The sequence below is a fragment of the Spirosoma aerolatum genome, assembly GCF_002056795.1.
GTDB lineage: Bacteria > Bacteroidota > Bacteroidia > Cytophagales > Spirosomataceae > Spirosoma > Spirosoma aerolatum.
This window is the reverse complement of record NZ_CP020104.1, coordinates 4,404,660-4,428,500: the sequence shown is the minus strand read 5'-3', so window position 1 is coordinate 4,428,500 and position 23,841 is coordinate 4,404,660. Positions and strand designations below refer to the sequence as shown.

Below are 23,841 nucleotides of genomic sequence, written 5' to 3'. Positions count from 1 at the left end.
ATTAAAATCTCTGAGTAGGCCAAACAAAAGGTATTACTAGTCGATTATAGTTGTATAGTTAATAGCGCGGCAACCAACCTTCTAAAAAATTAACTCAACTATATGACTACTCTTACAGGCTATACCCAACTGTCCGATCAACACGAACAAGCAGAACTTTGGAAACACCAACCCAAAAATGTTGCCTTCATTGGTGACTATCTGCCCCGGCAGTGCGGCATCGCTACGTTTACATCTGATTTATTTGCTTCATACAACTCATTTATTCCTGAATCCAGACCTATAGTTATATCGGTTAACGATACGCCCGACGGTTACGCTTACCCAAGTGAAGTACGGTACGATTTCTATCAGCAGGACCAGGAAGCTTACCGGAAAGCTGCCGAGTTTTTGAACTCGAAAGATGTTGATGTGGTCTGTCTCCAGCATGAATATGGTATTTTCGGAGGCTCGGCCGGAAACTATATTCTGACCTTGCTACGGAATCTGACCATGCCAATCATAACCACATTCCACACGATTCTGAAAGATCCCAATGAAGAACAGTTGCTCGTGCTGAAAAGCATTGCCGATTTATCGTCGCGGGTGATTTGCATGTCTGAAAAAGGGCGGGATTTTCTGATTAATATTTACGAGATACCAGCCGATAAAATTGACCTGATTCCGCATGGTATTCCGAACATGCCCTTCGTTGATCCACATTTTTACAAGGATAAATTTGGCATGGAAGGCAAGCAGACGTTGTTAACGTTCGGGTTGCTTTCGCCCAATAAAGGGATTGAAAATGTGATTCGGGCGTTACCCCGTATTGTCGCACAGCATCCCAATGTGGTGTATATGGTACTTGGAGCCACGCATCCACATTTGCTCAAACATGAAGGGGAGAGCTATCGGGATAGCCTGAAAAAATTAGCCGCCGATCTGGGGGTTCGGGATCACATCCGGTTCTACAATCAATTTGTTGAGTTAGAGGATTTGCTGGAATACCTTGGTTCGGCTGATATATACATAACTCCCTATCTGAATCCGGCTCAGATTACGTCTGGTACACTGTCATACGCGTTTGGGTGTGGGAAAGCTGTCGTGTCGACACCCTACTGGCATGCTGAAGAACTTCTGGATGACGGACGAGGGGTGTTAGTGCCTTTTGGCGATTCAGAAGCGATTGCCGATCAGATTATCAATCTGCTTACGGATGAGCCCGTACGTCATGCCATGCGTAAAAAAGGCTATATGATGGGCCGGGAAATGATCTGGGAGCGGGCCATTCAGATGTATGCGAACTCGTTTGCCAAAGCGCGCCAGGAACGTATGAGTACTATCAACAGTCAGGTGCCTTACACGATGGGGGCCAACACCAGCGCAGCATTCAAACTGCCTCCGGTTCGGCTCGATCATCTGTACCGCCTGACCGATTCAACTGGTATCGTTCAGCACGCTCGCCATCATCTGCCCTTTTATGAAGAGGGCTATTGTTCCGACGATAATGCCCGAGCCCTTATCCTGGCGCAGATGCTACTGGAGGGTGGAATAAATGACCCTAAACTGGCTCGGACGGCTGATAACTATTGTGCATTCATCAATCATGCCTATAACCACGAGTATAAGCGTTTCCGTAACTTTATGAGTTATGATCGGCGCTGGCTCGAAGAATTTGGATCAGATGATAGCACGGGTCGAACCATTTGGGCGCTGGGTACCTGCATTGGCCGGTCGTCGGACCGGAACACTATTTCCTGGGCTATCCCGTTGTTAGAGAATGTACTGCCAAGTGTCGTTCAGATGACCTCCCCCCGAGCCTGGGCATTTGCATTGCTGGGTATTTACGAGTACCAAAAGAAATTTAACGACGACCGTATGGTCAAAACCATTCAACGGCAACTACTCGATAAACTGACATTCCGGTATACTGAAACCGCCACGGAAGATTGGCCCTGGTTTGAGAATACACTATCGTACGACAATGCCGTGCTGGCACAGGCGCTTATTCGGTCGGGCGAAGAAAACCTGATGACCATTGGTTTAAACTCGCTGCGTTGGCTCATTGGACTACAAACGGCAAAGAGCGGCCATTTTCAGCCGATCGGCTCGAACGGATTCTTCACAAAAGGTCAACCTCGCGCGTATTTCGATCAGCAACCTCTCGAAGCGCAAAGTACAGTGTCGGCCTGCCTGGCTGCCTTTGATGTGACGGACAATGATGAGTGGCATCGTACCGCTATTCGTGTATTCAAGTGGTTTTTAGGATTGAACGATCTGGGGCTTTCACTCTATGATCAGCAAACGGGCGGATGCCGTGACGGTTTACATATTGATAGAGCCAACCAGAACCAGGGGGCAGAATCAACCTTGTCGTACCTGATTGCCCTGGCCGATCTGCAAATGGTCCAGAAAAAAGCGAGAGCCGTAAAGCCTGTTAATGTGGCAATGCCCGTGTTAATGAATGGGTAAGTGGAGGGTACGTCCGGTTTCAGTTTCTGGGGTAATGTGATATAATTTTGGAACTGTACGCCGTTATGGCATTAGTTCTTCTTTTTGAAACCATCCATTCCGACAATGAGTGTAAAAGCTATTCGAACCGGGATTGTGCTGCAACCCGATCCGACGCGGGTATTATTTCGTCCGTTTGAATTGGGGAGTACAACCCGTACGCTGAAAATCATCGCCCGCGTGGGCAGTATGACCGATGATGAAGCTGAGCAGAAACTTGATGAAGTAATCCGGGAGTTTGGCGGCCGTCATTATAAACTAGAGCGATTTCTGTTGCAGCGGTTTGAGCAGATCAAGCCGCAGCTTCTGACGGATGAACCTCTGACTGAAGACCGTAAACTGCTTCTGGGTGCTTATTTTACGATGGAATATTCACTCGAATCGGCAGCGTTGTTCAATCCATCGATGGTATGGCACCCTGATCAGACGAACGTTCCACCGGGGTATAAGCGATTTATTTTAAGTCTGCGGGCAACGGGCGAAGGCCACGTTTCATCCATTTCGTTCCGAATGGGCTACATTGATGAGGCTGGCAAAATCATCCTGCGCAAGCCATCGCGTTATGTTACTTCTCCCGATATGGTGCCCAATCACCTGTTCAACCGGACTGTGTTTGAACGCAAATTGTATGAGTTGCGGCTGGAAAACAGTATCCAGGAGAAAATGATGGCTGGCCTCGGTGATGAATTTAGCCTGGCCGAACTAGAAGCACAAATAAAGCGAGTGTCTTCGCAATATCGGTATAATGCAGAATATGAAACCATTGCCAGTGGTTTGTTAGCCCTGGCCAAGTCGAACTATGAGATCCATTTTGAGGAAGATCAAAGCCTGGATGAACGGTGCATTTTCCCAAACTCGCCCAACGAAACCAACGGAATTGAGGATGCCCGGTTCGTTCAGTTTACAGACGATAACGGCGAGGTAACCTACTATGCCACCTACACTGCCTATAACGGGAAAGTGACTTTTCCGCAATTACTGGAAACTAAAGATTTTACCCATTTCAGTGTTAGTACGCTCAACGGTGCCGAAGTGTCGAATAAGGGGATGGCGCTCTTTCCACGTAAAGTGAATGGAAAGTACGCCATGATTTCGCGTCAGGATGGCGAAAACATCTATCTGATGTACTCCGATGATCTGTATTTCTGGCAAACGAAAGACATTCTCCTTAAGCCAACCTATAGCTGGGAGTATGTACAGTTGGGTAACTGTGGATCGCCCATTGAAACCGAAGATGGCTGGCTGGTTTTGAGTCACGGGGTAGGTCCCATGCGGAAATATGCCATTGGCGCTTTCCTGCTTGATCTGAACGACCCCAGCAAAGTGATTGGCCGTACGGCGGAGCCAATCCTTAGCCCTGATGAGAATGAACGCGAAGGCTACGTTCCTAATGTAGTTTACAGTTGCGGAGGACTCATTAACAACGAAGACCTAATCATTCCATACGCCATGGCAGACTATGCCAGTAGTTTTGCAACAGTGAATGTAAAAGAATTATTAGCTGAGCTGAAAGGAGAAAGTACGCTAAAACCCGTAGAAAAGCAGGAAGAAATGGCCAATAAATAAGGCCATTCTACTACTAAACTAAAGTGAACTTTGAGGTTATGCCTCACTAATTTACATTCTGATAAACTGTTCGATAGTGTATAAAGAAACCCTCCTTTCTGCATTTGTAGGAAAGGAGGGTTTTGTGTATAATCAGGGAAAAATACTGACTTCAGGATAAGCTATCCTACTGCTGAGTGTTTATACTTAAATGTAAGTTAATCTTCGACCGAAAATAATTTTTGTTGTCGTCCACAGTTCAAATCATTTTTCTGAAAAACGGCAGAAATGCAGTTTGTTAATTGGCTAATCAAGTTTTAATATCCAGCACGTATTTTTTAATTTTTCTGGTATCTACGCAGCATAAAACGATTTTGTTACAAATAATTGAATAAAATTAAATTATTTTTTTTGTTCCATAGTAAGTGATAATATTCTGAAAATATATTGAGAGACGCCTGTAAAACAGAACAATATTTTGATATTATCTATTATGTAACCTTTTTTAGTATTAAGGGTGATTTTAATGTGGTTAATAATTTTTTAATACATTTGAATTGGTTTTTTACCAGTTTTTCATTCTTAACTTAAACGATAGCGTATGCGTAAATATCTACTCACACAGTTTTTACTGTGTCTGTTCGCTATTCCATTGCTTGCCCAAAATCGGACAATCACTGGGAAAATCACTTCATCAGAAGACGGCTCAGTCTTACCGGGGGTTACCGTTTTATTAAAAGGTACGAACCAGGGTACAACAACAAACTCCGACGGTACATACCAAATCTCTGCGAATAAGGGTGATGTACTTCAGGTAAGCTTTATTGGTTTTGCAACCACAAGTATTAAAATTGAAAACCAATCGACGGTTGATGTTGCGTTAAAGCCTGATGCTTCACAGCTTCAGGAGGTCGTCGTTACGGCCCAGGGTGTTCGGAAAAGCCAGCGGGAATTGGGGTATGCCGTATCAAAGGTAGCCACGGAAGATGTAACCGTGGGACGTTCTCCCCAACTGGCTCAGGCTCTTTCCGGTAAAGTAACGGGTCTTGCTGTATATAACATTAATAACAGCGTTGACCCAGCGGTAAAGGTCGTACTTCGGGGGTATCGTTCGTTGACGGGTAACAACGAAGCCCTGGTTGTATTGGATGGAATGCAGACTACGTCTACAGTTCTGGCGCTGATTAACCCGAATGACATTGAGAGCGTAACGATTTTGAAAGGTGGTCAGGCAGCTACACTGTACGGATCGGCGGGTATCAACGGGGCTATTCTGATCACGACCAAAAAAGGGGTAAAAGGAAAGCTGAAAGTAGCATACTCGAATAGCACAAACTTCGATCAGATCAGTTTCCTACCGCAACTTCAGGATAAATACGGTTCAGGCTCCCACTATGCTACCTCGTTTGGGGGTGCTGGTTATAAGACCGATTACCTGGAGCGTATGAAAGACAATTGGCGGCCGTACGAAAACCAGCAGTATGGTGATCAATTCGACGGATCGACGCGGATTCAGGGCCGTACCGCCGAAGATGGTAGCCAGCTAATTATTCCGTATTCAGCTATTCCTGATGCACGCCGGAAAGCATTCGACACAGGTGTATCAGTAAACAATCAGGTTAATTTCTCGGGTGGCGACGAAACCAGCTCGTTCTATATGTCGATTGAAAACCAGTCGATTGCTGGGATTGTACCACATGACAAAAGCAACCGGACGGGTACTCGTTTGTCGGCTACCAAAGAATATGGTAAAGTAACGGCCAGTTTCAATGCTGCTTACACGCAGGCCAGCTACGACCGTACGTCGGCTGATTTCTATAACGATGTACTGAACCAGCCTGCCAACTTACCCCTGGCCGATCTGCGCAACTGGCAAACCAATCCGTTGGCTAACCCGAACGGTTTTTATAATGACTACTATAACAACCCGTATTTCAACGCCGATAACCAACGCATGAAATACAAGGATGCCAACCTGAACGGGAACCTGAACATCAATTTCAAACCGACTCCCTGGTTGTCGTTCAATGAGCGTCTGGGGGTAATGAATAATTCGCGTACGGGCAAAAACACGACGGGCAAATTCCTGTATTCGGACTGGGCCAAAACCAAGTCGTTTATTCCTGCACCCTATTATCATGATGGTGATGGTACCGGAATCTATCGGGCAATTACTGATATTCTGGGTAGCGTTCTGGATTATTCTGGTACTGAGAATGTAATCAACAATGAATTCCAGATCAATCTAACGAAGGACTTTGGCCCGGTAACGACCAAGTTATTATTAGGTAACAGTGTTTATCAGCGTACTACTAAGAATATTGCGATTGGATCAAGCTCGATTGTTGTGCCTGATGTATACAACGTAGCCAACCGCCAGGGCGAATTGACAGGGGGCGAAATTCTTACGCAGGAACGTCGTATCGGTTATTATGCTGACTTAACCGCTAATTATAAGAACTGGCTGATTTTGAACGGATCGTTCCGTTTCGACCAGACGTCGAAATTCTTTAAGCCAAGCCGTCCATCGAATTATTATTCGTATCCGTATTATGGTGCTGCTCTTTCGTTTATCGCAACGGATGCTTTCCCAAATATTCGGTCGTCGTTCCTGAACTATGCTAAGTTCCGGGCTAACTACAACAAGAACGCGAACGATAACATCCCGCTGTATGGCCTGGATCTGACTTATCCGAATGGTTCTGGTTTCCCATACGGAAACACGGTTGGTCTGACGGTAGGTAATACACTGCCCGATGCGAACCTGAAGCCAGAGATTGTGTATTCGTCTGAAATCGGGGCTGAATTCCAGTTATTGAACAACCGGATCAATATTGACGTATCGGCGTATACCCAGACATCGCAAGGCCAGGTAATCACCGTTCGTATTCCGAACTCGACGGGTTTCCAGAACCTGCTGATCAATGTTGGTGAAACCAAGAACTGGGGGTACGAAGCAGAGTTGAAATACCTGATTGCACGGGGTAACAAATTCTCCTGGGACGCCAGCGTGCGGTATTCGTACAACGACAACAAAGTTGTAGACCTGTATCCGGGCGTGAATGAATTCCAGTATGGCGGATTCTCGTATGCCAACACGAATGTAATCAAAGACATGCGTTTCCCATACCTGAAAACGGATGGTTATCAGTACGCTCCAGATGGTTCTGGTCGAGTGTTGGTAAATGCTACTACAGGGTATCCCTTGCGTAATACGCAGTTGCAAGGTCGGGGTGGGGTATTGCCACGGCACATTGCTGGTTTGGGATCGAAAATCGAATATGGTGATTTCGGCTTTACGTTTAACTTCGAATACCGGGGTGGCAACGTGATGTTCAGTGATTTAGGTCGTCAAATGACCTTTACCGGAACGGGTAAATGGACGGAAGACCGCGCTCCGCACATCTTCCCGAATTCGGCTTATTTAGGACCAGATGGAACCACGGTTGTACCGAATACGACACTGAATGTTCGGGAAGCTGAGTACTCATTGTGGGTAGATAACTACCGGCTGATTTCGGAAAACTTCGTTACACCAGCCTGGTTTATCAAACTCCGCGACATCAACCTGTCGTATCGGTTGCCACAGAGCCTGATCAACAAAACAAAAATTTTCTCGGGAGCCAGCATCGCCCTGTATGGCCGGAACCTGCTGACGATTGTTGATAAGCTTAACTACTACACCGATCCTGAGTTCAGCTACCAGGGTAACCCCTCTCCAGGTAGCCAGGCCACTTCGACACCTACAATGACTTCTGCTATTGGAACGGGTATTAATACCACAACCCAGACTCCTCCAGTACGGCAGTATGGCGTGAACATCAACCTCTCGTTTTAATTATCCCAACGATTGACTTGACATGAAATTAAAAACATTAGCTATAGCGGCTTTTATTGTCGCAGCAGGAACCAGTTGTGATACGAAGTCATTCCTGGATATTAACACCAACCCCAACCAGTTACCAACCGCTTCGCCCAGCTACGTATTCACCAATGCCCTGAATACATCGGCACGAAATATAGCCGGAAACAACGACGGGGGCGGTTCGAGCGAAATTGGTTTCTACTGGTCGGGCCAGTGGACACAAGGGAACGGGTACATTATCAATACGGCTCAGTTCGCTTACCAGTATACCAACGGGGATTTCAACTATTGGGACCCATACTTCGATAACCTGGAAGATTATCAGTATGTAATCAACAATGCGGATGCCAACAATCAGAAGTATCTGAAAGGTCCCTCGAAAGTGATGAAGGCCATGCTTTACCAACAACTGGTCGATATGTATGGCAACGTTCCATTTACTGATGCATTGAAAGCAACGGCTTCGCTGGCGCCTAAATTCGATGATCAGAAAACGGTATACGAAGGGTTGATCTCTTTATTGGACGAAGCCATCGTTGATTTGAAAGCCAACCCGTTTGCCAGTGCTTTTACGGGTTCCGACATCGTTTTCAACGGGAATACGACCAAGTGGGCTCAATTTGCCAACTCGCTCAAAATGCGGATTCTGATTCGTCAGACTAAAGTTTCGGGAAGAGATACATATATCAAAACCGAAATCAATAAAATTGTTACGGAAGGGTCGGGCTTTATTACAGGCGCTGAAGTAGGTATTGGCGGTACTTCATTCTATCTGGCTACGGCAGGTAAACTAAATCCCGTTTATGATCGCTGGGGCTATGATGCCAACGGTGCCAAGCGGGCATTGAACAACTACCCGCGTTTGACGAAGTTCCTGATCGACAACCTCAAAGCATCGGGAGATACCCTGCGGATGAAGCGGATTGCGTATGCCAATGGTGGTGAGAACTCGTCGACACCGGGTGTTAGTACGCAGAAAGAAATTTCGGCTAACTATTCGGGAACACCATTTGGTGTAAGTTCGGGTTACCTGCCTGCCAATACGACCTCGCTGGGTCCCAGCCTGCTTGTAAAAGGTGAGTATAACCGACCATACATTATTATGACGGCTTCAGAAGTCCAGTTCCTGCTGGCGGAGGCCAAACAACGCTACAGTGATGTAACGCTTCCGAACACGGCTAAGGCCTATTTTGAAGAAGGTATTCTACAGTCGTTCCGGGTATTGGGAGCGAATACGGCAGGCGCAGCGGCCTATAAAGGTAGTGGTATCCAGAATTATGACTGGGATGCTACGACGGATAAACTGGCGGCTATCGCTATCCAGAAATGGATTTCCTTCGTGAACTTCAATGGTCTTGAGGCATGGGCAGAATACCGTCGGACAAACTTGCCGGTTATTCCGCAAAGCGTTCAGGTGCCAGAAGCTAACAAACGGCCACTGCGGTTTTTCTATCCAAATACAGAGTCGGGTTCAAACTCGGCCAACGTAACGGCACAGGGTACGATTGATGTGTTCAGCACCAAACTGTTCTGGGATGTCGATTAAGCTGTCCTGATTCAGGTCCATATAAAGAGGTTATCTTAACAGGTGACCTCTTTTTTTATGGGCCTGGTGGGCACCTGTAGATATTGGTCATAACTGTTGGGTCATAAAAAAAGCGGATCGATAAGATCGGTCCGCTTTCTGCATTACGCTTTATCCAACTATTAAAATTTACGATCCAACAAAAATTGCTTGAGCATTACAGATAAGCCGGTCAGCTTTTATAGCAAGTCTTGGTGGGCTTTACCCTATTGGTAGGGTGTAAATTTGTCAGGCAATTAAATGGCATTCCCTATCCGATCATAGAAAACCTGTAGTAATGTATATTTTGCGGTATATATATTAACTTTTCGGTAGGTAGCTCTATAAGGTTAACCGTGGTTACATCTAGTAAAAGAACTTTGGAAAGCTTTATGAAGCCTCATAAATGGATAAGTTTAGCGGTATAAAGACTGTTTGCTGTATGCCGAATGGCCTAAACTTTTTCGACATTCTGAAGTTATTTTATAAAACCAGTTGACTCAACGACATGAAAAATGAAGAGGATGTAAATCATGAAAATGCCCAGATAACGGGCCGCTCCGAAGGTCCGTTTGGGTCAGACGATACGGACCGGGATCGGCCTGTGGAAGACAACCGCAATCGATATAGCCAGGAGAATTCAGTAAATGGACTCGATAGTGAGCAGGTTCGGGGTGGTCAAGATGGCCGGAACGACCGCGCGATTGGTAGTACCGATATGGATAGTAAAAATGGCGTGCTGCGCATGGGAGACATGAGCAACAGTACTATGGAACTGACCGAAGAAGGGAAGAATGCTGCGGCAGCCGACGATGCTAAAACAAACACGGCTATGGTGGATGTAACAACGCATGGTCCCGATGATTATGCATCGGATAATGAAGTTCCCAATCCAAAAGCACAGGAAGCGGCAAAGAATCAGAATGATCCGAAGGAAAGCGAATTGGATGAAGAAACGCAATTGGATCATGAAGCATCGCTGGCTGAAACGGGTACCGATCTGAATAATAAACCCGCTTATTAGCCAAGAACCGAAAAAGAATTAAAGAAAAATTTGCCATCCTTATAGCGAGCTGATGAATCTCATCTAGCCCGCAACGAGTTTTCAACCCTAAACAAACCAACGTTATGAGCGTAAGTAGCAATTCCCGGAAAGAAAGCACTGAGTCTTATGCCGCTCAGGCCATGCACAATACTATGGGCACTCCACCCGCATTGGCGCAATTGAACGATAAAAATCTCGATAACGAGCTGCCATCGCGTGTGGCCGATAGTAACGATACGGATGTGCCTGGTGATGTAGCCGAAGCGGAAGCCATGGCTGCGGAAGTAGACGATAATATGGCTAGTGCTGAAATCGAAGAGTCGAAACGAGCTTCGTGGGGGCAACCCCCTGTATCAAATGAGCAGGATAATCCCGATTGGAACAGTGATCCAACCGAACAGGTAGTTCCAGCCACTAGGGCCAATGAGCCTGAACGAACATTAGGCAATGCCTAAACCAGTTGTCACGCGCTAGTTGTCAGTCAGTAGGTATTGGATCAATCCTTGATGCCAGCCTCTACAGACTGACGACTAGCGTTTTAATTTGTTCAATGTATAGCAGACCAGATGATTCATCAATTTTTTCTGGCCTGTATTGGCTTCTAAGTCGCCAAGCGTAAGTTCATAAATACGGCCGGGCGTCAATTCGGCGAGGGTGAGCGACACAGTTTTATGATCGTCGGAAAGCGAAACGGCAGTTACTGGAATTGATTTGACATCCATCTGCGGAGAGCCATACGCCTGGTGGTATTCGTAGTAATAACTTCGAAAGCGATAGGTCGCTACAGCCCGAGCTGATGCTTCGTCGAGGGGTTGGGTAAACGTTAGGGTAAATCCGGTAGATGTGAGTTTCATACTCATAATGTCGAGAGGGACGGCATTACCTGATGGGCCGCCTTTGTAGCGTATCCGTTGAATGCCACGAGCGCCCAGCCAGCCATGATCCGTTTGGCCGAGGTATAGGCTGCCATCCGGAGCAAATGCCAGTCGATTGTTGCCAATCCGCAATCGGACTCCACGGTTACCGCCGTTGTCGAAAAACCGCACACAAGCTCCCTGCATCTGTCCATCGACCTCATCCGGCAGCATCCGTAAGAGATGCGGGAAGTCCATCTCGCCAATAAACAGTTGATTTGTAAAGGGCCCAAACTTCCCCCCTGTATTATCCAGAACAATCTGGGTAGGGGAGTGAGCCATCGATTCATGGGGGAACGCTACACTCTCAACCGTTCGCATACTGTCAAGCGTTTTGACAGGCAGGGTTAATGGATCAATATCGGGAAAGCCTGGTCGCCAGACTAAGCTGGTCGGATGCCCATAAAATTTGCCCTCTTCAACGTGATATAACTTACTGGTGCCTAGCCAGTCGCCCTGATTGTCGGTAACGAACAAGCGTCCTTGCGCGTCAAAACCAATACCATTTGGCGACCGGAATCCACTGGCAAACGGTTTTAGCTGACCGTCGGGTGTAAGCTGCATGACCCAACCCCGGTAGGGGACACAGGCATACATACGCCCCTGGCGACCCAGGGCATCATACTGCCCACGAACTTCATCCCGAATTCCCGCTCCATTAGACGCCGTATTCAGGCTAATGTATATATTCCCTTTTGCATCTCGTACGGGGCCAAACGCAAACTCATGGTAATTGCCCGATAGGCCATATTGATCTGTAATGGTTTCATAGGTATCGGCTACACCATCACCATCCGAATCAGTCAGACGGGTTAATTCAGGACGTTGCACGACCAGAAGCTGACGGTTATTCAGGGCTATCACCCCCAGTGGATCATGTAGTCCCTCGGCAAAGAGTTTCCAGATTTTTGTTTTGGGATTATACAGCATAACCTCGCCCCGGTGAAAACAGGCTGCCAATCGCCCATCGGGCAGAAAAGACAGGCCCCCCGTTTCGGCTATCAGCCCTGGCGGTGTAGGAATCGTTTCAACCTCATAATAATCTGAGATTGTGTCGACTGGGGCAACGAGCAGGAAGGAGGAAACAAGAAGTGTCGCGAGCATAGGAAAGTGAGTAATTAATCGAACGTGAGCATAGACAGTGTACCGCTGTAGCCTACTTTATACATTAGTTGGACATGGTTAACGTAAACTGGCGGGTTCCGGCAGGTACTCGCAACGCCCCATTTTTGAACTGCCCAACCGACGATTTTAACTGGATACCTGGTTGTACCGACGTTAAAAAAGCGATAGGCTCTTTAGAAGAGCTTAGGGTAAAGAAGCGAACCAGCCCCCGCCCCGTAGGAAGTGGCCTGATAAGTTCATGTATAGTCACGCCATTGACGACATACTGAAATTCGGGATAGCGATTTCGTAACCGATACCCTTTAAACTGGGGCGTCTGTTCTGAGCCTGTACCGATCCGCCAGGGAAAGCCGCCTGTGTCGCGGAAATAAATTTCACCCACAATCCTGGTGAGACGCTGGCCCTTGCCCTCCCACTGATCTGTATTATCGACAAAACCACCTGACCACGCATACCGCAGGCGACATTGTCCCGCATCGAATACATACGATTGCCCCCCTTCCGGTCCAGGTAGCCCAACCGCGATGGCAGCAGGACCACAATCGGGCATAAACGTTCGGTAAACGGCTGGTAACTTTAGTAGGTAGGGATGGCCCGAATTCATCGGCTGGTGATGTCGATGGCCTGTTTCGGCTAAGCGTTCGGGATTTGGTATGTTCGGGTCCTGATCGGTGGGAAGGAGCCGCTTTGGCTCATTCGTAGCGTAAATGACTCCATACATGATTGATCCGTGACCCGGATACGTGCAGACAAATGGGAAGGCACCCTCGGTCAGGGTGACAACCAGTGAGTCTATGGTGCCGGGCTCAACGCTTCGGGTGTGAGCGAGTACTTCATCCATTACGGGTACATGGTGCTGTGCAGGGCCTTTTGGGCCAAGTGCCAGCGCAAATTCGACTACCCGCAAGCGTGAGTTCGGTCGGGTTACGACCAGGTTATGGGCCATGTCGTCTTTGTTCTGAAAAATAAGTTTCAGCCGCGTTTGCTGACGGACCACCAACCGCTTCTGATCGAATTGAAGCGCGGCTGTAGTGGTAATCGTAATCGTTGTATCCCGTTGCGCTTTGACTGTCTGAACGAGTAGGACAAAGCCTATCAGAAGTAATTTATACATACGAACAAAAGTAAGCAAAGTGGTGAACAGGGGATACGTTACTCCTGGTTATCTGCCAGTAATCGATTGGTTACTAAAGCCTCTACCGCTGGAGCGGGTAGGCGCTTGCCTGCCAGTACCTGTTCTTCCATCGCAGCAATCTGCTGGAGCATACCCGGCTGAGCATAAAATTGGCTTTCAAGGCGCTGTCGCAGTAATGACCGGAACCAGGTACGTTGCTGCTCCTGCCGACGCTGGCGCCAGTGCCCGTTGTTAGTCGTCAATTGCTGATGTGCCTGAATGGTTTGCCAGATAGCAGCCAATCCATCATGGGTAAGGGCTGAACAGGTGAGTACTGGTGGAAACCAGCCCGTGCCCGTGGGAGGAAACAGATGGAGGGCATTTTGGTATTCTACCTGAGCGCGGTGGGCAGCCGGTCGATTGTCGCCGTCAGCTTTGGTAATACAAAGCGCATCGGCCAATTCCATAATCCCACGTTTCATGCCCTGTAATTCATCACCTGCCCCGGCCAGCATTAGCAGCAGGAAGAAATCGACCATGCCATGTACAACAGTTTCTGACTGCCCCACACCTACCGTTTCGACCAAAATGATGTTGAAACCCGCTGCCTCGCAAAGTAGTATCGTCTCGCGGGTGCGGTGAGCCACGCCCCCTAGCGAATCGCCTGCTGGTGAAGGGCGAATGTAGGCGCTGGGGTTCATCGAGAGGGTTTCCATGCGTGTTTTATCTCCGAGCAGACTCCCTCCCGAACGTTGACTGGTAGGGTCAATGGTCAATACCGCCAACCGATGCCCCAGGTTCGTCAGGTACTGACCAAATCCCTCAATAAAGGTGCTTTTTCCAACGCCAGGAACGCCCGTAACGCCCACCCGAATCGATTGGCCGGTAGTTGGTAAAACAGCCTCCAGTACTTGCTGAGCAAGAGCCTGATCGTCGGGCCGACGGCTTTCAACCAACGTAATGGCTCGGCTCAATAACAGTCGGTCGCCAGCAAGAATGCCTTGGATGTATTGATGGGCAAGCAGTCGTTGACGCATTCCGGGCTGAGTATGGGTGATTATAATGTGTATAGGCTGTTACACTGGCTTATTTCAGATCTTCCGGTGTTGTAATCTTGATGTTTTCGTACGAGCCGTCGATCAACGTAATCGGAAATCCGGCAAACTCCATCACGCTGGCACAGTCCGTAAAAAAGGGTTGTTCCTCCACGGCAAACGCTTGCCTGAACAGATTGAGTTGAAACGTTTGTGGAGTTTGTACTAACCGATAGTGGCTTCGATCGACCGCTTGGCTTCGACCATCGGCATGAACAACGCGAACAGAGTCTTTTACCGGGACGCAGGTAACTGCCGAACCCGTGCGGGCGGCTGTGTCGAAACTGTTTTGTATGATTTCGGCTGACACAAACGGGCGTACTCCATCATGAACGGCTACTAATCCTTCGGTCACAGGTATGGCGCTTAGTCCGTTTCGGACCGACTGAAACCGGGTAGCGCCCCCATCTACAAGCGTGAGGGATGGAGAAAACTGATGCTGTTCACACAGATTTAACCAGGTTGTCCGATCCGTAACAGGCAGGACCAGAAAAATCTGCGAAGCCGGAATGACCTCTAGAAACCGTTCCAGGGTATGCTGAAGTATGGGCTTACCACGAAGCAGAAGGAATTGTTTTGGTATATCCGATTTCATCCGGCTGCCACTGCCTCCGGCAACAATAATAGCATATCGGTCAGCAGCCGGGCTATCGGCCGATTGATCGTCGTCAATCATAGGTAAATCGCAAAAAATAAGGGGCACTAAGGCCCCAAAAATACAAATGACGGATGACTAATCCCTAACGACTTACAGAATCAGCATGGCATCCCCATAGCTGAAGAAGCGATATTTTTCTTTGATCGCAATCTGATACGCTTCTTTGATGAGTTCATGCCCACCGAAAGCGCTCGTCATCATGATCAGAATTGATTCAGGAAGGTGGAGGCTCGTTAGCAGGGAGTTAGCAATTTTAAAATCGTAGGGTGGGAAGATGAACCGATCCGTCCAGCCTTCTATGGGCTTTAACCGACTATTGGCCGATACCGACGATTCAATCGCTTTTAGGGAAGTGGTCCCTACAGCACAAACCCGTCTTCCGGCATCCAGCGCCGTATTGACGATCTGAGCAGAACCCTCCGTGATTTTGAAGTTCTCCGAATCCGTTTTATGCTTGGTGAGGTCTTCCACATCCACCTGCCGGAACGTGCCTAGCCCTACATGCAGCGTGATAGGAGCGAAATGAATGCCTTTGATTTCCATCCGCTTCATCATGGCACGGGTGAAATGCAGACCGGCCGTAGGGGCTGCTACGGCACCGACATGCTGAGCAAAAACGGTTTGATAATCATCCCGGTCGGCAGATTCTGCTTCCCGATTCATAGCCCGTGGGATTGGTGTTTCGCCCAGTTCATCGATGGCTTTCATAAACTCTTCATGGTTGCCGTCGAATAAAAAGCGGATGGTACGACCCCGTGAAGTCGTATTATCGATAACCTCGGCAACCAGATCACTATCGCCAAAATACAGTTTATTGCCAACGCGAATTTTGCGGGCAGGATCGACCAGCACATCCCAAAGCTTCATTTCGCGGTTAAGCTCGCGAAGCAGAAATACTTCAATTTTAGCTCCGGTTTTTTCCTTATTGCCATAAAGCCGTGCTGGAAATACTTTCGTATCATTGATAACCATCACGTCGCCATCATCAAAATAGCTGAGGATGTCCGAAAACTGTTTGTGCTCAATGGTTTTAGTTTTCCGGTCAACGACCATCAGCCGCGATTCACCCCGCTCTACCGGGTATTTGGCAATAAGACTATCGGGTAAATCAAATTTGAATTCGGATAACTTCATAGTGTATCAGCACGGAACGAACGGTGCGTTTTTTGTAAAGGCCGCAAATATAGTGAAAAACCCGGAAAATTTACCATCTTCCGGGAGTTTTTCTTGTAAATATCCGAGAAATGATTAGTGCGGAGCCTCGTGTTGATCCAATGGTTGTACCGAACCTTCGGTAGTGGTTACATGATGGCGGTCCGAGATGTTAAATTTTGCCATTAACTCGGGCGACACTTCATTCGAATAAGTACCCTGAGCAGCAACGAAAACACCTTTCATACCATTGGAAGCTGTAATGGCGTACAATGTCATTTCATCACCAGGGTCAGAAGTACCTTCAAATCGGTAAAATTTATCGACGTGAAAATCCTCACTTTTTAGTTTGGTCTGGGTACTTTTTTCTTCCAGAAAATCTTTGCGGGGGCCAAACTCATGGGTATAGCCCTCAGTCCGAAGTTTATCCATGGCTTCGGTTAGGGTGGTCATGTGGTTCATAATGGTAGAGAATTAGTATAGAATTAAAACACAAAACAGGCTGGATGGTTTTCGGCCAATAAGTGACCGGTTAAGCCTTTTGCTAAACATTAGGCTCAAGAAAGCTATTAGATAGTTAGTATATCACACTCGAAGATTACCATGATAACTCGCACCTATTCGATTCCCACGTTGCTTTTGGTGGGATTTAGCTTAGCAGCCTGTAACTCTGCAGATCCAGAGTTTGACGCGCCGGTGATCCCCCAGCGGATCGATTTTTCAGCTACGCGTCAGTATCCGGAAGGGATTACGTACTCACCTACAATCGATAAATTCCTGGTTAGTTCGATAACGCAGGGGAAAATCGGGACCGTTGATCAGAACGGTCGGTATGAAGAGCTGATAACGGATGATAAACAGCTGATTAGCAGCATTGGCATGAAAGTGCGTGACGGTCTATTGTATGTGTGCAACGGCGATCAGGGCGTTTCGGTTAAAAGTACAGCGCAAACAGCGCTTAAAACGGCCGGTCTATTTGTCTATGATCTGGCTACAAAACAGAAAGTGCGTCAGATTAATCTGGCCAGTTTGTTGCCAGACTCGAATCATTTTGCCAATGATATTGCTTTCGATGCCGATGGAAACGCCTATATAACGGATTCATTTGCACCCGTAATTTATAGGGTGCCAGCCGATTCGACACAGGCGGTGGTGGCCGTTACGTCGACACTTTTTTCAGGTGCGCAGGGCATCAATTTAAATGGAATCGTGTATCATCCAGATAAGTATCTGCTCGTGGTAAAATCCAACGAGGGTAAATTGTTCAAAGTTGAACTGGACGATAATACAGTAACGGAAGTAACGGGTGTGAGCTTGCCAAATGGCGATGGTATGCTGCTCTACAATAATGATTTATACGTAGTAAACAACCGTAATAAAGTATCGCAGGTGCGCAGTACGGATGGATGGAAGACGGCCACGCTGGTCAAAACCGATGAGACAGGCTATGACCAGGCCACGACGAATGTCTTGGTTGGCGATAAAATTTATACGTTGAATGCCCGGATCGATGAAGTCAGTGCGGCCGCAGCGGCCAAAGATCCCAGCCGACTGCAGGCTAATGCATACAGCATTCAGCAGTTTAAATAACAAAAGACATGGGTCAGAGGGTAAAATGGCTTACCCTCTGACCCATGTCTTTTGTTATTTGCCAGTTAATCTGGCAGCACTTTAATCATGATGTCTTTGTAATACACTTTGCTTTTTGGGTCGTGGCCTTGTAAGGCAATGGTCCCCATGCTGAGCTTTTTGGGTTTAGACGACGTGCTGATGCTGTCGGGCTCGGTATAATCGTTGATCACTTTGTCATTGACTTTGATGATCACTTTTTTACCATTCACAATGATGTGTTCAGTATACCATTCGTCGTCTTTAACAAAAACCTCTTTTACGTCCTGAACGCCATAAACGCTTCCGGTTTTCCGCCAGTCGGTATGGGTTTGGTTGACCTGGATTTCGTATCCTTTTGATGGCCAGCCCGATGGCTGATAAGCCGTATGGATAAACATACCCGAGTTGGAGCCGGGCATCGTTTTGACACTGGCTTTCCACTCGAAGTTTTTGAAATTATGATTATGAACAGGGCCTTCGTAAAACAGGTGTGCCCGTGGGCCATTGACGACAATAGCCCCATCCTGAATGGTAAATGTACCTGGACTTTCTTCGGTGACTTTCCAGCCGTTGAATGTCTTGCCGTCGAAAATACTAACCCAGCCGTCGGCCGTTGGCCGAATGGTAAAACTTAAGCAGAAGCCCAGTAGAAGCGTTGCTGCTAAAAAAGTCATGCGATTTTTCATACAAATAGGGCGAGTTATGGTTGAGAGCAGCCCGTTCCTAAAAGCATAGCGTATCGAAAAACTAACGACCTGTCTGTATTCCGGCCTGGTTTTAGAATAAATCCCTGTTTCCATGCAACCCAATAGCTTTATTCCTGTGCGTTCATCATTTTTGTCCGCCAATTCGTTAGATTGGCAACCGAATCAACCAGACTATATCATGCGCAGTTTCGTTCTGCTGGTTTTGGGGTTGGTCTTCGCTTCTTGTAAGCTCACCGTTCCCAGTGTATTTGACGCTCAATTTTCATCAACACCCACCGAAGCACCCGTAACACCGGGTCAAATTGACGAGGCTTCGGGAATGGTCGACAGCCGTACTCAGCCCGGCTCTATCTGGATTGAGCAGGATAGTGGAAGCCCCAGTGAGTTGGCCTTGTTAGGCTATGATGGGAAAGTAAAAGGCAAGATTACCATACCGAATTCTACAAACCGCGATTGGGAAGAGATGTCAATCGGGCCAGGGCCTAAAGACGGTACTAATTATTTATACATTGGCGATATTGGCGATAACAACGCTCAGTATTCGGGTTACGTCATTTATCGATTTCCTGAGCCTTCATCTGTACAGGCTACTGTAACCGGCGTTGAGCGGATCAACTTTCGGTACCCTGACGGCCCACACGATGCCGAAGCCATGTTTGTCGATCCTGGAACCAAAGATATCTACATCATCACCAAGCGTGAAGAGAAAGTCCGGCTTTACAGTTTACCGTATCCACAGAATATTAATGAGGTAACGGTCGCGACAGCCTTTGGCGAACTACCTTCATTTGGGGGGGGAGGACTGGCCAATTACGTCACGTCGGCGGCTATTTCGCCGGATGGCAGCGAGATACTGGTTCGCACCTACACGCAGATGTATTACTGGAAGCGTAATAGCGGGCAATCCATTGCGGATGCATTGCAATACGGTACATCGCGCCAGCTAACGGTTCGGCTGGAGCCACAGGGGGAAGCCGTGTGTTTCGATAAGGATAACAAAGGCTTTTTTACCATCAGCGAACGAGCCAATGCGGCTTCTGTGAACCTTTATTATTACGCCAGAAAATAATTATTAATGAGCGAAAGAATGAAAGAGTGAAAGAGCGAAAAGTTGTCGAAAGCTTTATTACGTTACTTCGCTCTTTCATTCTTTCACGCTTTCACGTATGGACTCATCGATACTGATTATAGTTCTGAGTTTGTCGGTACTGATTTCGTATGCGTTTGATTTGTTCAGCAGTCGATTCAAGACCCCGTCGGTAATGTTGCTGTTACTGCTGGGTATGCTGACCAAGCAGGCAACCGACTACTTTAATGTGCAGGTTCCCTATGTAGCCACCATCTTACCGACCCTGGGTACACTTGGGCTGATTCTGATTGTGCTGGAAGGAGGACTCGATCTGGAGCTTCATACGGAGCGACTGAGCGTTATTCGACGAACACTTCTGGCATCGTTGATGGCTATTATTGGGGGGACCCTCCTGATGGCCAGTATGTTGTATCTGCTCCTGAACGATTCATTTTATCATTGCCTGATTGCCGCCCTACCGTTATCTATCGTTAGCAGCACTGTAACTGTACAGACCGTTGCCAAACTAACGGGCGGTCAGCAGGAGTACGCGGTTTATGAGTCGGCCTTTGCGAGTATCCTGGGTATTATGGCTTACAACTTTCTGTTGCTAAGCCGAAGCTCGTTGCTGGGTGCAGTCTGGTCGTTTACACGCGATACGCTGGCAATGGCCCTGATTTCGCTGGGCTGCTGCTTTTTACTTCTTTATCTGATTAGCCGAATCAATCACCGCATCAAATTCCTGCCCATTATTTCGGTGCTGTTTCTGGTCTATGCACTGGCCGAAATCAATCATCTGTCGTCGTTGCTGCTCATCCTGATCTTTGGTCTCTTTCTGAATAATACTGATCTGTTCATTCGCGGGCGGCTGAGCCAGATTTTGAAAAACGATTTGTTTGAAAAAGAGCTTGACCAGCTTAAAAGCCTGGCTGCTGAAGGCGCTTTTGTGGTACGGACATTCTTTTACTTACTATTGGGCTATGCTGCTGTGCCTCGGAGTTTAATCGACATCGATGCGCTGGTGGTGAGTGTATTGTTTGTTGGGGTAATTATTGGCTGGCGCTGGGTCACCCTTCGGGTAACGTATCAGGGCGAACTGACACCCTTGCTCTGGATTGCTCCCCGTGGCCTGATCACGATACTACTCTATCTGAATATTCCTGACGACCTCCGACTGGTCGGCTTTCGGGAGGGTATCCCGGTTCTGGTCGTTGTATTCTCGTCCTTAGTCGCAACGATTGGTATCCTGGGCAATAGGCGATTAATGAACTATAAATTATAGCGCATCATTCGTCAAATAGTGCCAGAATTGCCAGAAGGGACGATTCGGTAAATACGTTAGGTTCTGATCGTTGGCAAAGGCTTCCCGTTCGAAACTGATATTTCTGTAAGCCGTATAATGATCCCGATACTGAAATCGACGGATTAGATACTCGATTACATACCAGAGATAAAAGGGAAGTATACCAAGTTCGGCCTGTTGACGGAGATGAATCTGCTCATGATTAAGCAATGTTGGACCCGGATTAGGCCGCTTTACTAATATAAATGGAAACAAGGCCATACCGTCGGCCCGCATAAACGAGAAGCGAACGATAAACATATACGTACGTTTATGGTAACCGAACAATGATGAGCACAAAAGCATTCAGAAAGGTTCAAAAAGTACGTGTTTTAGGCTGGTTTTCAACGCATGGCCCAGCATGCATCTACTAAAAACAGTACATAATGTCAACTCTGTTAATACTCCTCTTTGTAACCGGCTACATTTTAATCACGCTTGAACATTCAATTCGGCTCAACAAAACTGCAACAGCCCTTATTACGGGCATCATTTGCTGGACGGCTTATGCGTTGATGAGCGATAATAATGAATTAGTTGGCGAGCAACTCAGCCACCATTTATCGACTATTTCCGAAATTCTGTTCTTTCTGCTGGGAGCCATGACCGTTGTCGAATTGATTGATGCTCATGATGGATTTACGCTTATTACCGATCGAATTGCTACTCGAAGTATACGCACTTTACTCTGGATAATCAGTTTGATCGCATTTTTCTTGTCAGCATTGCTGGATAATCTGACAACGGCTATTGTGATGGTATCGGTTACCCGAAAACTGATACGAAATACAGAACAACGGCATATTATGGCCGGAATGATCATTGTAGCCTCAAATGCTGGAGGAGCCTGGTCGCCTATTGGCGATGTAACCACCACAATGCTCTGGATTGGAGGGCAAGTGACGACTCTGTCCATTATTCAGGGTTTATTCCTGCCCAGCCTTGTATCGATGGTTGTGCCCTTGGTATTACTGACCCGATTGCAGCCGAAGGTAGAAATTAAATCCTCATCGCAGGGCATTAGTCGACCGTATGTAACACCCATTGCGCGTCGCGATCGACGGATCATGTTGGCTGTTGGGTTGGGTGGGATGCTGTTTGTCCCGATTTTCAAAACATTGACTCACCTGCCTCCATACATGGGTATGATGCTGGTTTTAGGATTGATATGGGTTGTATCTGAAGTGTTACATAGTGACAAAGATGAATCGGAACGGAAAAAGTTTACGGCGGCACATGCGTTAAGCCGGATTGATGCGTCAAGTATTCTGTTTTTTCTGGGAATACTACTGGCGGTAGGGGCCCTTGAGGCTACTTCTATCCTACATACATTGGCTGAATCCTTAAATAAGACAGTAGGTAATCTGGATGCAATTGTGTTCCTGATAGGGATCGTTTCAGCAGTGGTCGATAATGTGCCCATCGTAGCAGCCGCTATGGGTATGTACGATTTACAAACGTATCCGGTCGATGCTAAACTTTGGGAGTTCCTGGCCTACTGTGCTGGTACAGGAGGAAGTCTGCTGGTGATTGGTTCGGCTGCAGGGGTGGCTGTGATGGGCATGGAGCGTCTTTCATTTGGCTGGTATTTACGAAAAATAAGTTGGTTGGCACTAATCGGCTATGTGGCTGGCGCTTTGGTGTATCTCGCTGGATTTGCCTTGTCAGATTAGTAGCTGATAAGGGGAAAAGTTTTGTGCGCAAAGCATGTTGTATACTTGATGTTTACTTCTTCATATAGTACCTTTGATAGGATAAAATGTAAATAATCATGAGAAAAACAGGACTTATTGTAGCCTTCCTGCTGAGTTGGCAAACCTTGCTGGCTCAATCGACACCAACCGCCGAAGAAATCATGGATAAGTACATTGCCGCTATCGGCGGAAAAGACGCACTGATGAAAGTAACCGATCTGACCACCAATATGTCGTCGGAGATGAATGGGAATGCCATTATCATGACCCGAAAGCAAAAACTGCCGAACAAATTCTCGATGGTTATTAATGCCAATGGCATGGAGGTCATGAAGCAAACCAGCGATGGGGACAAGGTCGTAATGGGAGGGATGCAGGGAAGTCGCACCCTGGATGGACCCATGGCTAAACAGATGGTGGTTATGAATACACTTTTCCCTGAGCTGCACTATACCGAAAATGGGGTAAAAAGTGCAGTAGTGGGTACCGAAAAAGTGGATGGGAAAGACACCTATAAACTAAGTCATTCAACGGCCGATGGGGGCGCCACCTGGACGGATAATTTTGACACCGCAACGGGCCTGAAAGTACAGTCGACGACCAAAACGCAGCAGGGGGAAATGACGACGGTCTATTCTGATTATAAAGACGCTAACGGGATCAAATTTCCCATGACGCTCATGCAGCAATCACCGCGAGGGCCAATGACCATGTCGGTCGATAATGTCAAAGTGAACAAAGGACTAAAAGATGCTGACTTCAATACTGCACAGTAAACCGTGTTCTGGTTGATTCAACCTCCCAACTGTGTTGACACGTTTGGGAAGTTGTGTTTTTAAGCCCCACTGCATA

General features: G+C 47.3%; 19 protein-coding genes. 11 read left to right on the top strand and 8 right to left on the bottom strand.

Annotated elements, in window-relative coordinates:
• Positions 1 to 102: 102 nt before the first annotated feature.
• From B5M13_RS18125 to B5M13_RS18100, 6 genes are all read left to right on the top strand, one after another.
• Positions 103 to 2,451 (top strand): glycosyltransferase family 4 protein, encoded by a 2,349-nt coding sequence (locus B5M13_RS18125; RefSeq protein WP_080057008.1) that lies wholly within the window; start codon positions 103 to 105, stop codon positions 2,449 to 2,451.
• 105 nt (positions 2,452 to 2,556) lie between these two features.
• Positions 2,557 to 4,056 carry a glycoside hydrolase family 130 protein gene (locus tag B5M13_RS18120; protein WP_080057007.1) on the top strand — a complete coding sequence of 500 codons (1,500 nt, stop codon included), beginning with the start codon at positions 2,557 to 2,559 and terminating at the stop codon, positions 4,054 to 4,056.
• A 580-nt stretch (positions 4,057 to 4,636) separates the two neighbouring features.
• On the top strand, positions 4,637 to 7,873 hold the full coding sequence (locus B5M13_RS18115) for a SusC/RagA family TonB-linked outer membrane protein (protein ID WP_080057006.1): 3,237 nt from the start codon (positions 4,637 to 4,639) through the stop codon (positions 7,871 to 7,873).
• 22 nt (positions 7,874 to 7,895) lie between these two features.
• Positions 7,896 to 9,446: a SusD/RagB family nutrient-binding outer membrane lipoprotein gene (locus B5M13_RS18110; RefSeq protein ID WP_080057005.1), complete on the top strand. Its 1,551-nt coding sequence runs from the start codon at positions 7,896 to 7,898 to the stop codon at positions 9,444 to 9,446.
• A gap of 526 nt (positions 9,447 to 9,972) precedes the next feature.
• On the top strand, positions 9,973 to 10,488 hold the full coding sequence (locus B5M13_RS18105; RefSeq protein ID WP_080057004.1) for a hypothetical protein: 516 nt from the start codon (positions 9,973 to 9,975) through the stop codon (positions 10,486 to 10,488).
• Positions 10,489 to 10,592: 104 nt separating this feature from the next.
• Positions 10,593 to 10,964, top strand: a complete 372-nt coding sequence (locus B5M13_RS18100; protein ID WP_080057003.1) for a hypothetical protein — start codon at positions 10,593 to 10,595, stop codon at positions 10,962 to 10,964.
• Between the two features lie 75 nt (positions 10,965 to 11,039).
• On the opposite strand, the gene B5M13_RS18095 is transcribed toward B5M13_RS18100, so the two are convergent.
• The 6 genes from B5M13_RS18095 to B5M13_RS18070 all read right to left on the bottom strand — a co-directional run bounded on the left by B5M13_RS18095 (position 11,040) and on the right by B5M13_RS18070 (position 17,028).
• Positions 11,040 to 12,527: a PQQ-dependent sugar dehydrogenase gene (locus B5M13_RS18095; RefSeq protein WP_080057002.1), complete on the bottom strand. Its 1,488-nt coding sequence runs from the start codon at positions 12,525 to 12,527 to the stop codon at positions 11,040 to 11,042.
• Between the two features lie 64 nt (positions 12,528 to 12,591).
• Positions 12,592 to 13,662, bottom strand: coding sequence for a plastocyanin/azurin family copper-binding protein (locus B5M13_RS18090; RefSeq protein ID WP_080057001.1), 1,071 nt, complete (start codon positions 13,660 to 13,662; stop codon positions 12,592 to 12,594).
• Between the two features lie 38 nt (positions 13,663 to 13,700).
• On the bottom strand, positions 13,701 to 14,699 hold the full coding sequence (gene meaB / locus B5M13_RS18085; protein ID WP_080057000.1) for a methylmalonyl Co-A mutase-associated GTPase MeaB: 999 nt from the start codon (positions 14,697 to 14,699) through the stop codon (positions 13,701 to 13,703).
• A 49-nt stretch (positions 14,700 to 14,748) separates the two neighbouring features.
• The gene (locus tag B5M13_RS18080) at positions 14,749 to 15,432 is read right to left on the bottom strand and encodes a 2-C-methyl-D-erythritol 4-phosphate cytidylyltransferase (RefSeq protein ID WP_080059975.1); all 684 of its coding nucleotides are present in this window, start codon (positions 15,430 to 15,432) and stop codon (positions 14,749 to 14,751) included.
• Between the two features lie 72 nt (positions 15,433 to 15,504).
• On the bottom strand, positions 15,505 to 16,548 hold the full coding sequence (queA, locus tag B5M13_RS18075; RefSeq protein WP_080056999.1) for a tRNA preQ1(34) S-adenosylmethionine ribosyltransferase-isomerase QueA: 1,044 nt from the start codon (positions 16,546 to 16,548) through the stop codon (positions 15,505 to 15,507).
• 114 nt (positions 16,549 to 16,662) lie between these two features.
• Entirely contained in the window at positions 16,663 to 17,028 is a 366-nt protein-coding gene (locus B5M13_RS18070) for a hypothetical protein (RefSeq protein WP_080056998.1), read from the bottom strand.
• Positions 17,029 to 17,169: 141 nt separating this feature from the next.
• Between B5M13_RS18070 and B5M13_RS18065 the strand changes: the two genes are divergently transcribed.
• Entirely contained in the window at positions 17,170 to 18,156 is a 987-nt protein-coding gene (locus B5M13_RS18065; protein ID WP_080056997.1) for an SMP-30/gluconolactonase/LRE family protein, read from the top strand.
• Positions 18,157 to 18,221: 65 nt separating this feature from the next.
• Here the strand turns inward: B5M13_RS18065 and B5M13_RS18060 are convergent, their stop codons facing one another.
• Positions 18,222 to 18,863 (bottom strand): 3-keto-disaccharide hydrolase, encoded by a 642-nt coding sequence (locus B5M13_RS18060; RefSeq protein WP_080056996.1) that lies wholly within the window; start codon positions 18,861 to 18,863, stop codon positions 18,222 to 18,224.
• A 199-nt stretch (positions 18,864 to 19,062) separates the two neighbouring features.
• Between B5M13_RS18060 and B5M13_RS18055 the strand changes: the two genes are divergently transcribed.
• Both B5M13_RS18055 and B5M13_RS18050 read left to right on the top strand, forming a co-directional pair.
• Positions 19,063 to 19,953 carry a PE-PGRS family protein gene (locus B5M13_RS18055; RefSeq protein WP_080056995.1) on the top strand — a complete coding sequence of 297 codons (891 nt, stop codon included), beginning with the start codon at positions 19,063 to 19,065 and terminating at the stop codon, positions 19,951 to 19,953.
• 97 nt (positions 19,954 to 20,050) lie between these two features.
• A complete protein-coding gene (locus tag B5M13_RS18050; protein ID WP_080056994.1) occupies positions 20,051 to 21,235 on the top strand; it encodes a sodium:proton exchanger in 1,185 nt (394 codons plus the stop codon).
• On the opposite strand, the gene B5M13_RS18045 is transcribed toward B5M13_RS18050, so the two are convergent.
• Complete coding sequence (locus B5M13_RS18045; protein ID WP_080056993.1) at positions 21,230 to 21,556, bottom strand: hypothetical protein; 327 nt, start codon at positions 21,554 to 21,556, stop codon at positions 21,230 to 21,232. The two genes, B5M13_RS18050 and B5M13_RS18045, sit on opposite strands and share 6 nt — an antisense overlap.
• A 125-nt stretch (positions 21,557 to 21,681) precedes the next feature.
• On the opposite strand from B5M13_RS18045, the gene nhaD reads away from it, so the two are divergent.
• A complete protein-coding gene (nhaD, locus tag B5M13_RS18040; RefSeq protein WP_080056992.1) occupies positions 21,682 to 22,968 on the top strand; it encodes a sodium:proton antiporter NhaD in 1,287 nt (428 codons plus the stop codon).
• 98 nt (positions 22,969 to 23,066) lie between these two features.
• Entirely contained in the window at positions 23,067 to 23,765 is a 699-nt protein-coding gene (locus tag B5M13_RS18035; RefSeq protein ID WP_080056991.1) for a hypothetical protein, read from the top strand.
• Positions 23,766 to 23,841 lie beyond the last annotated feature (76 nt).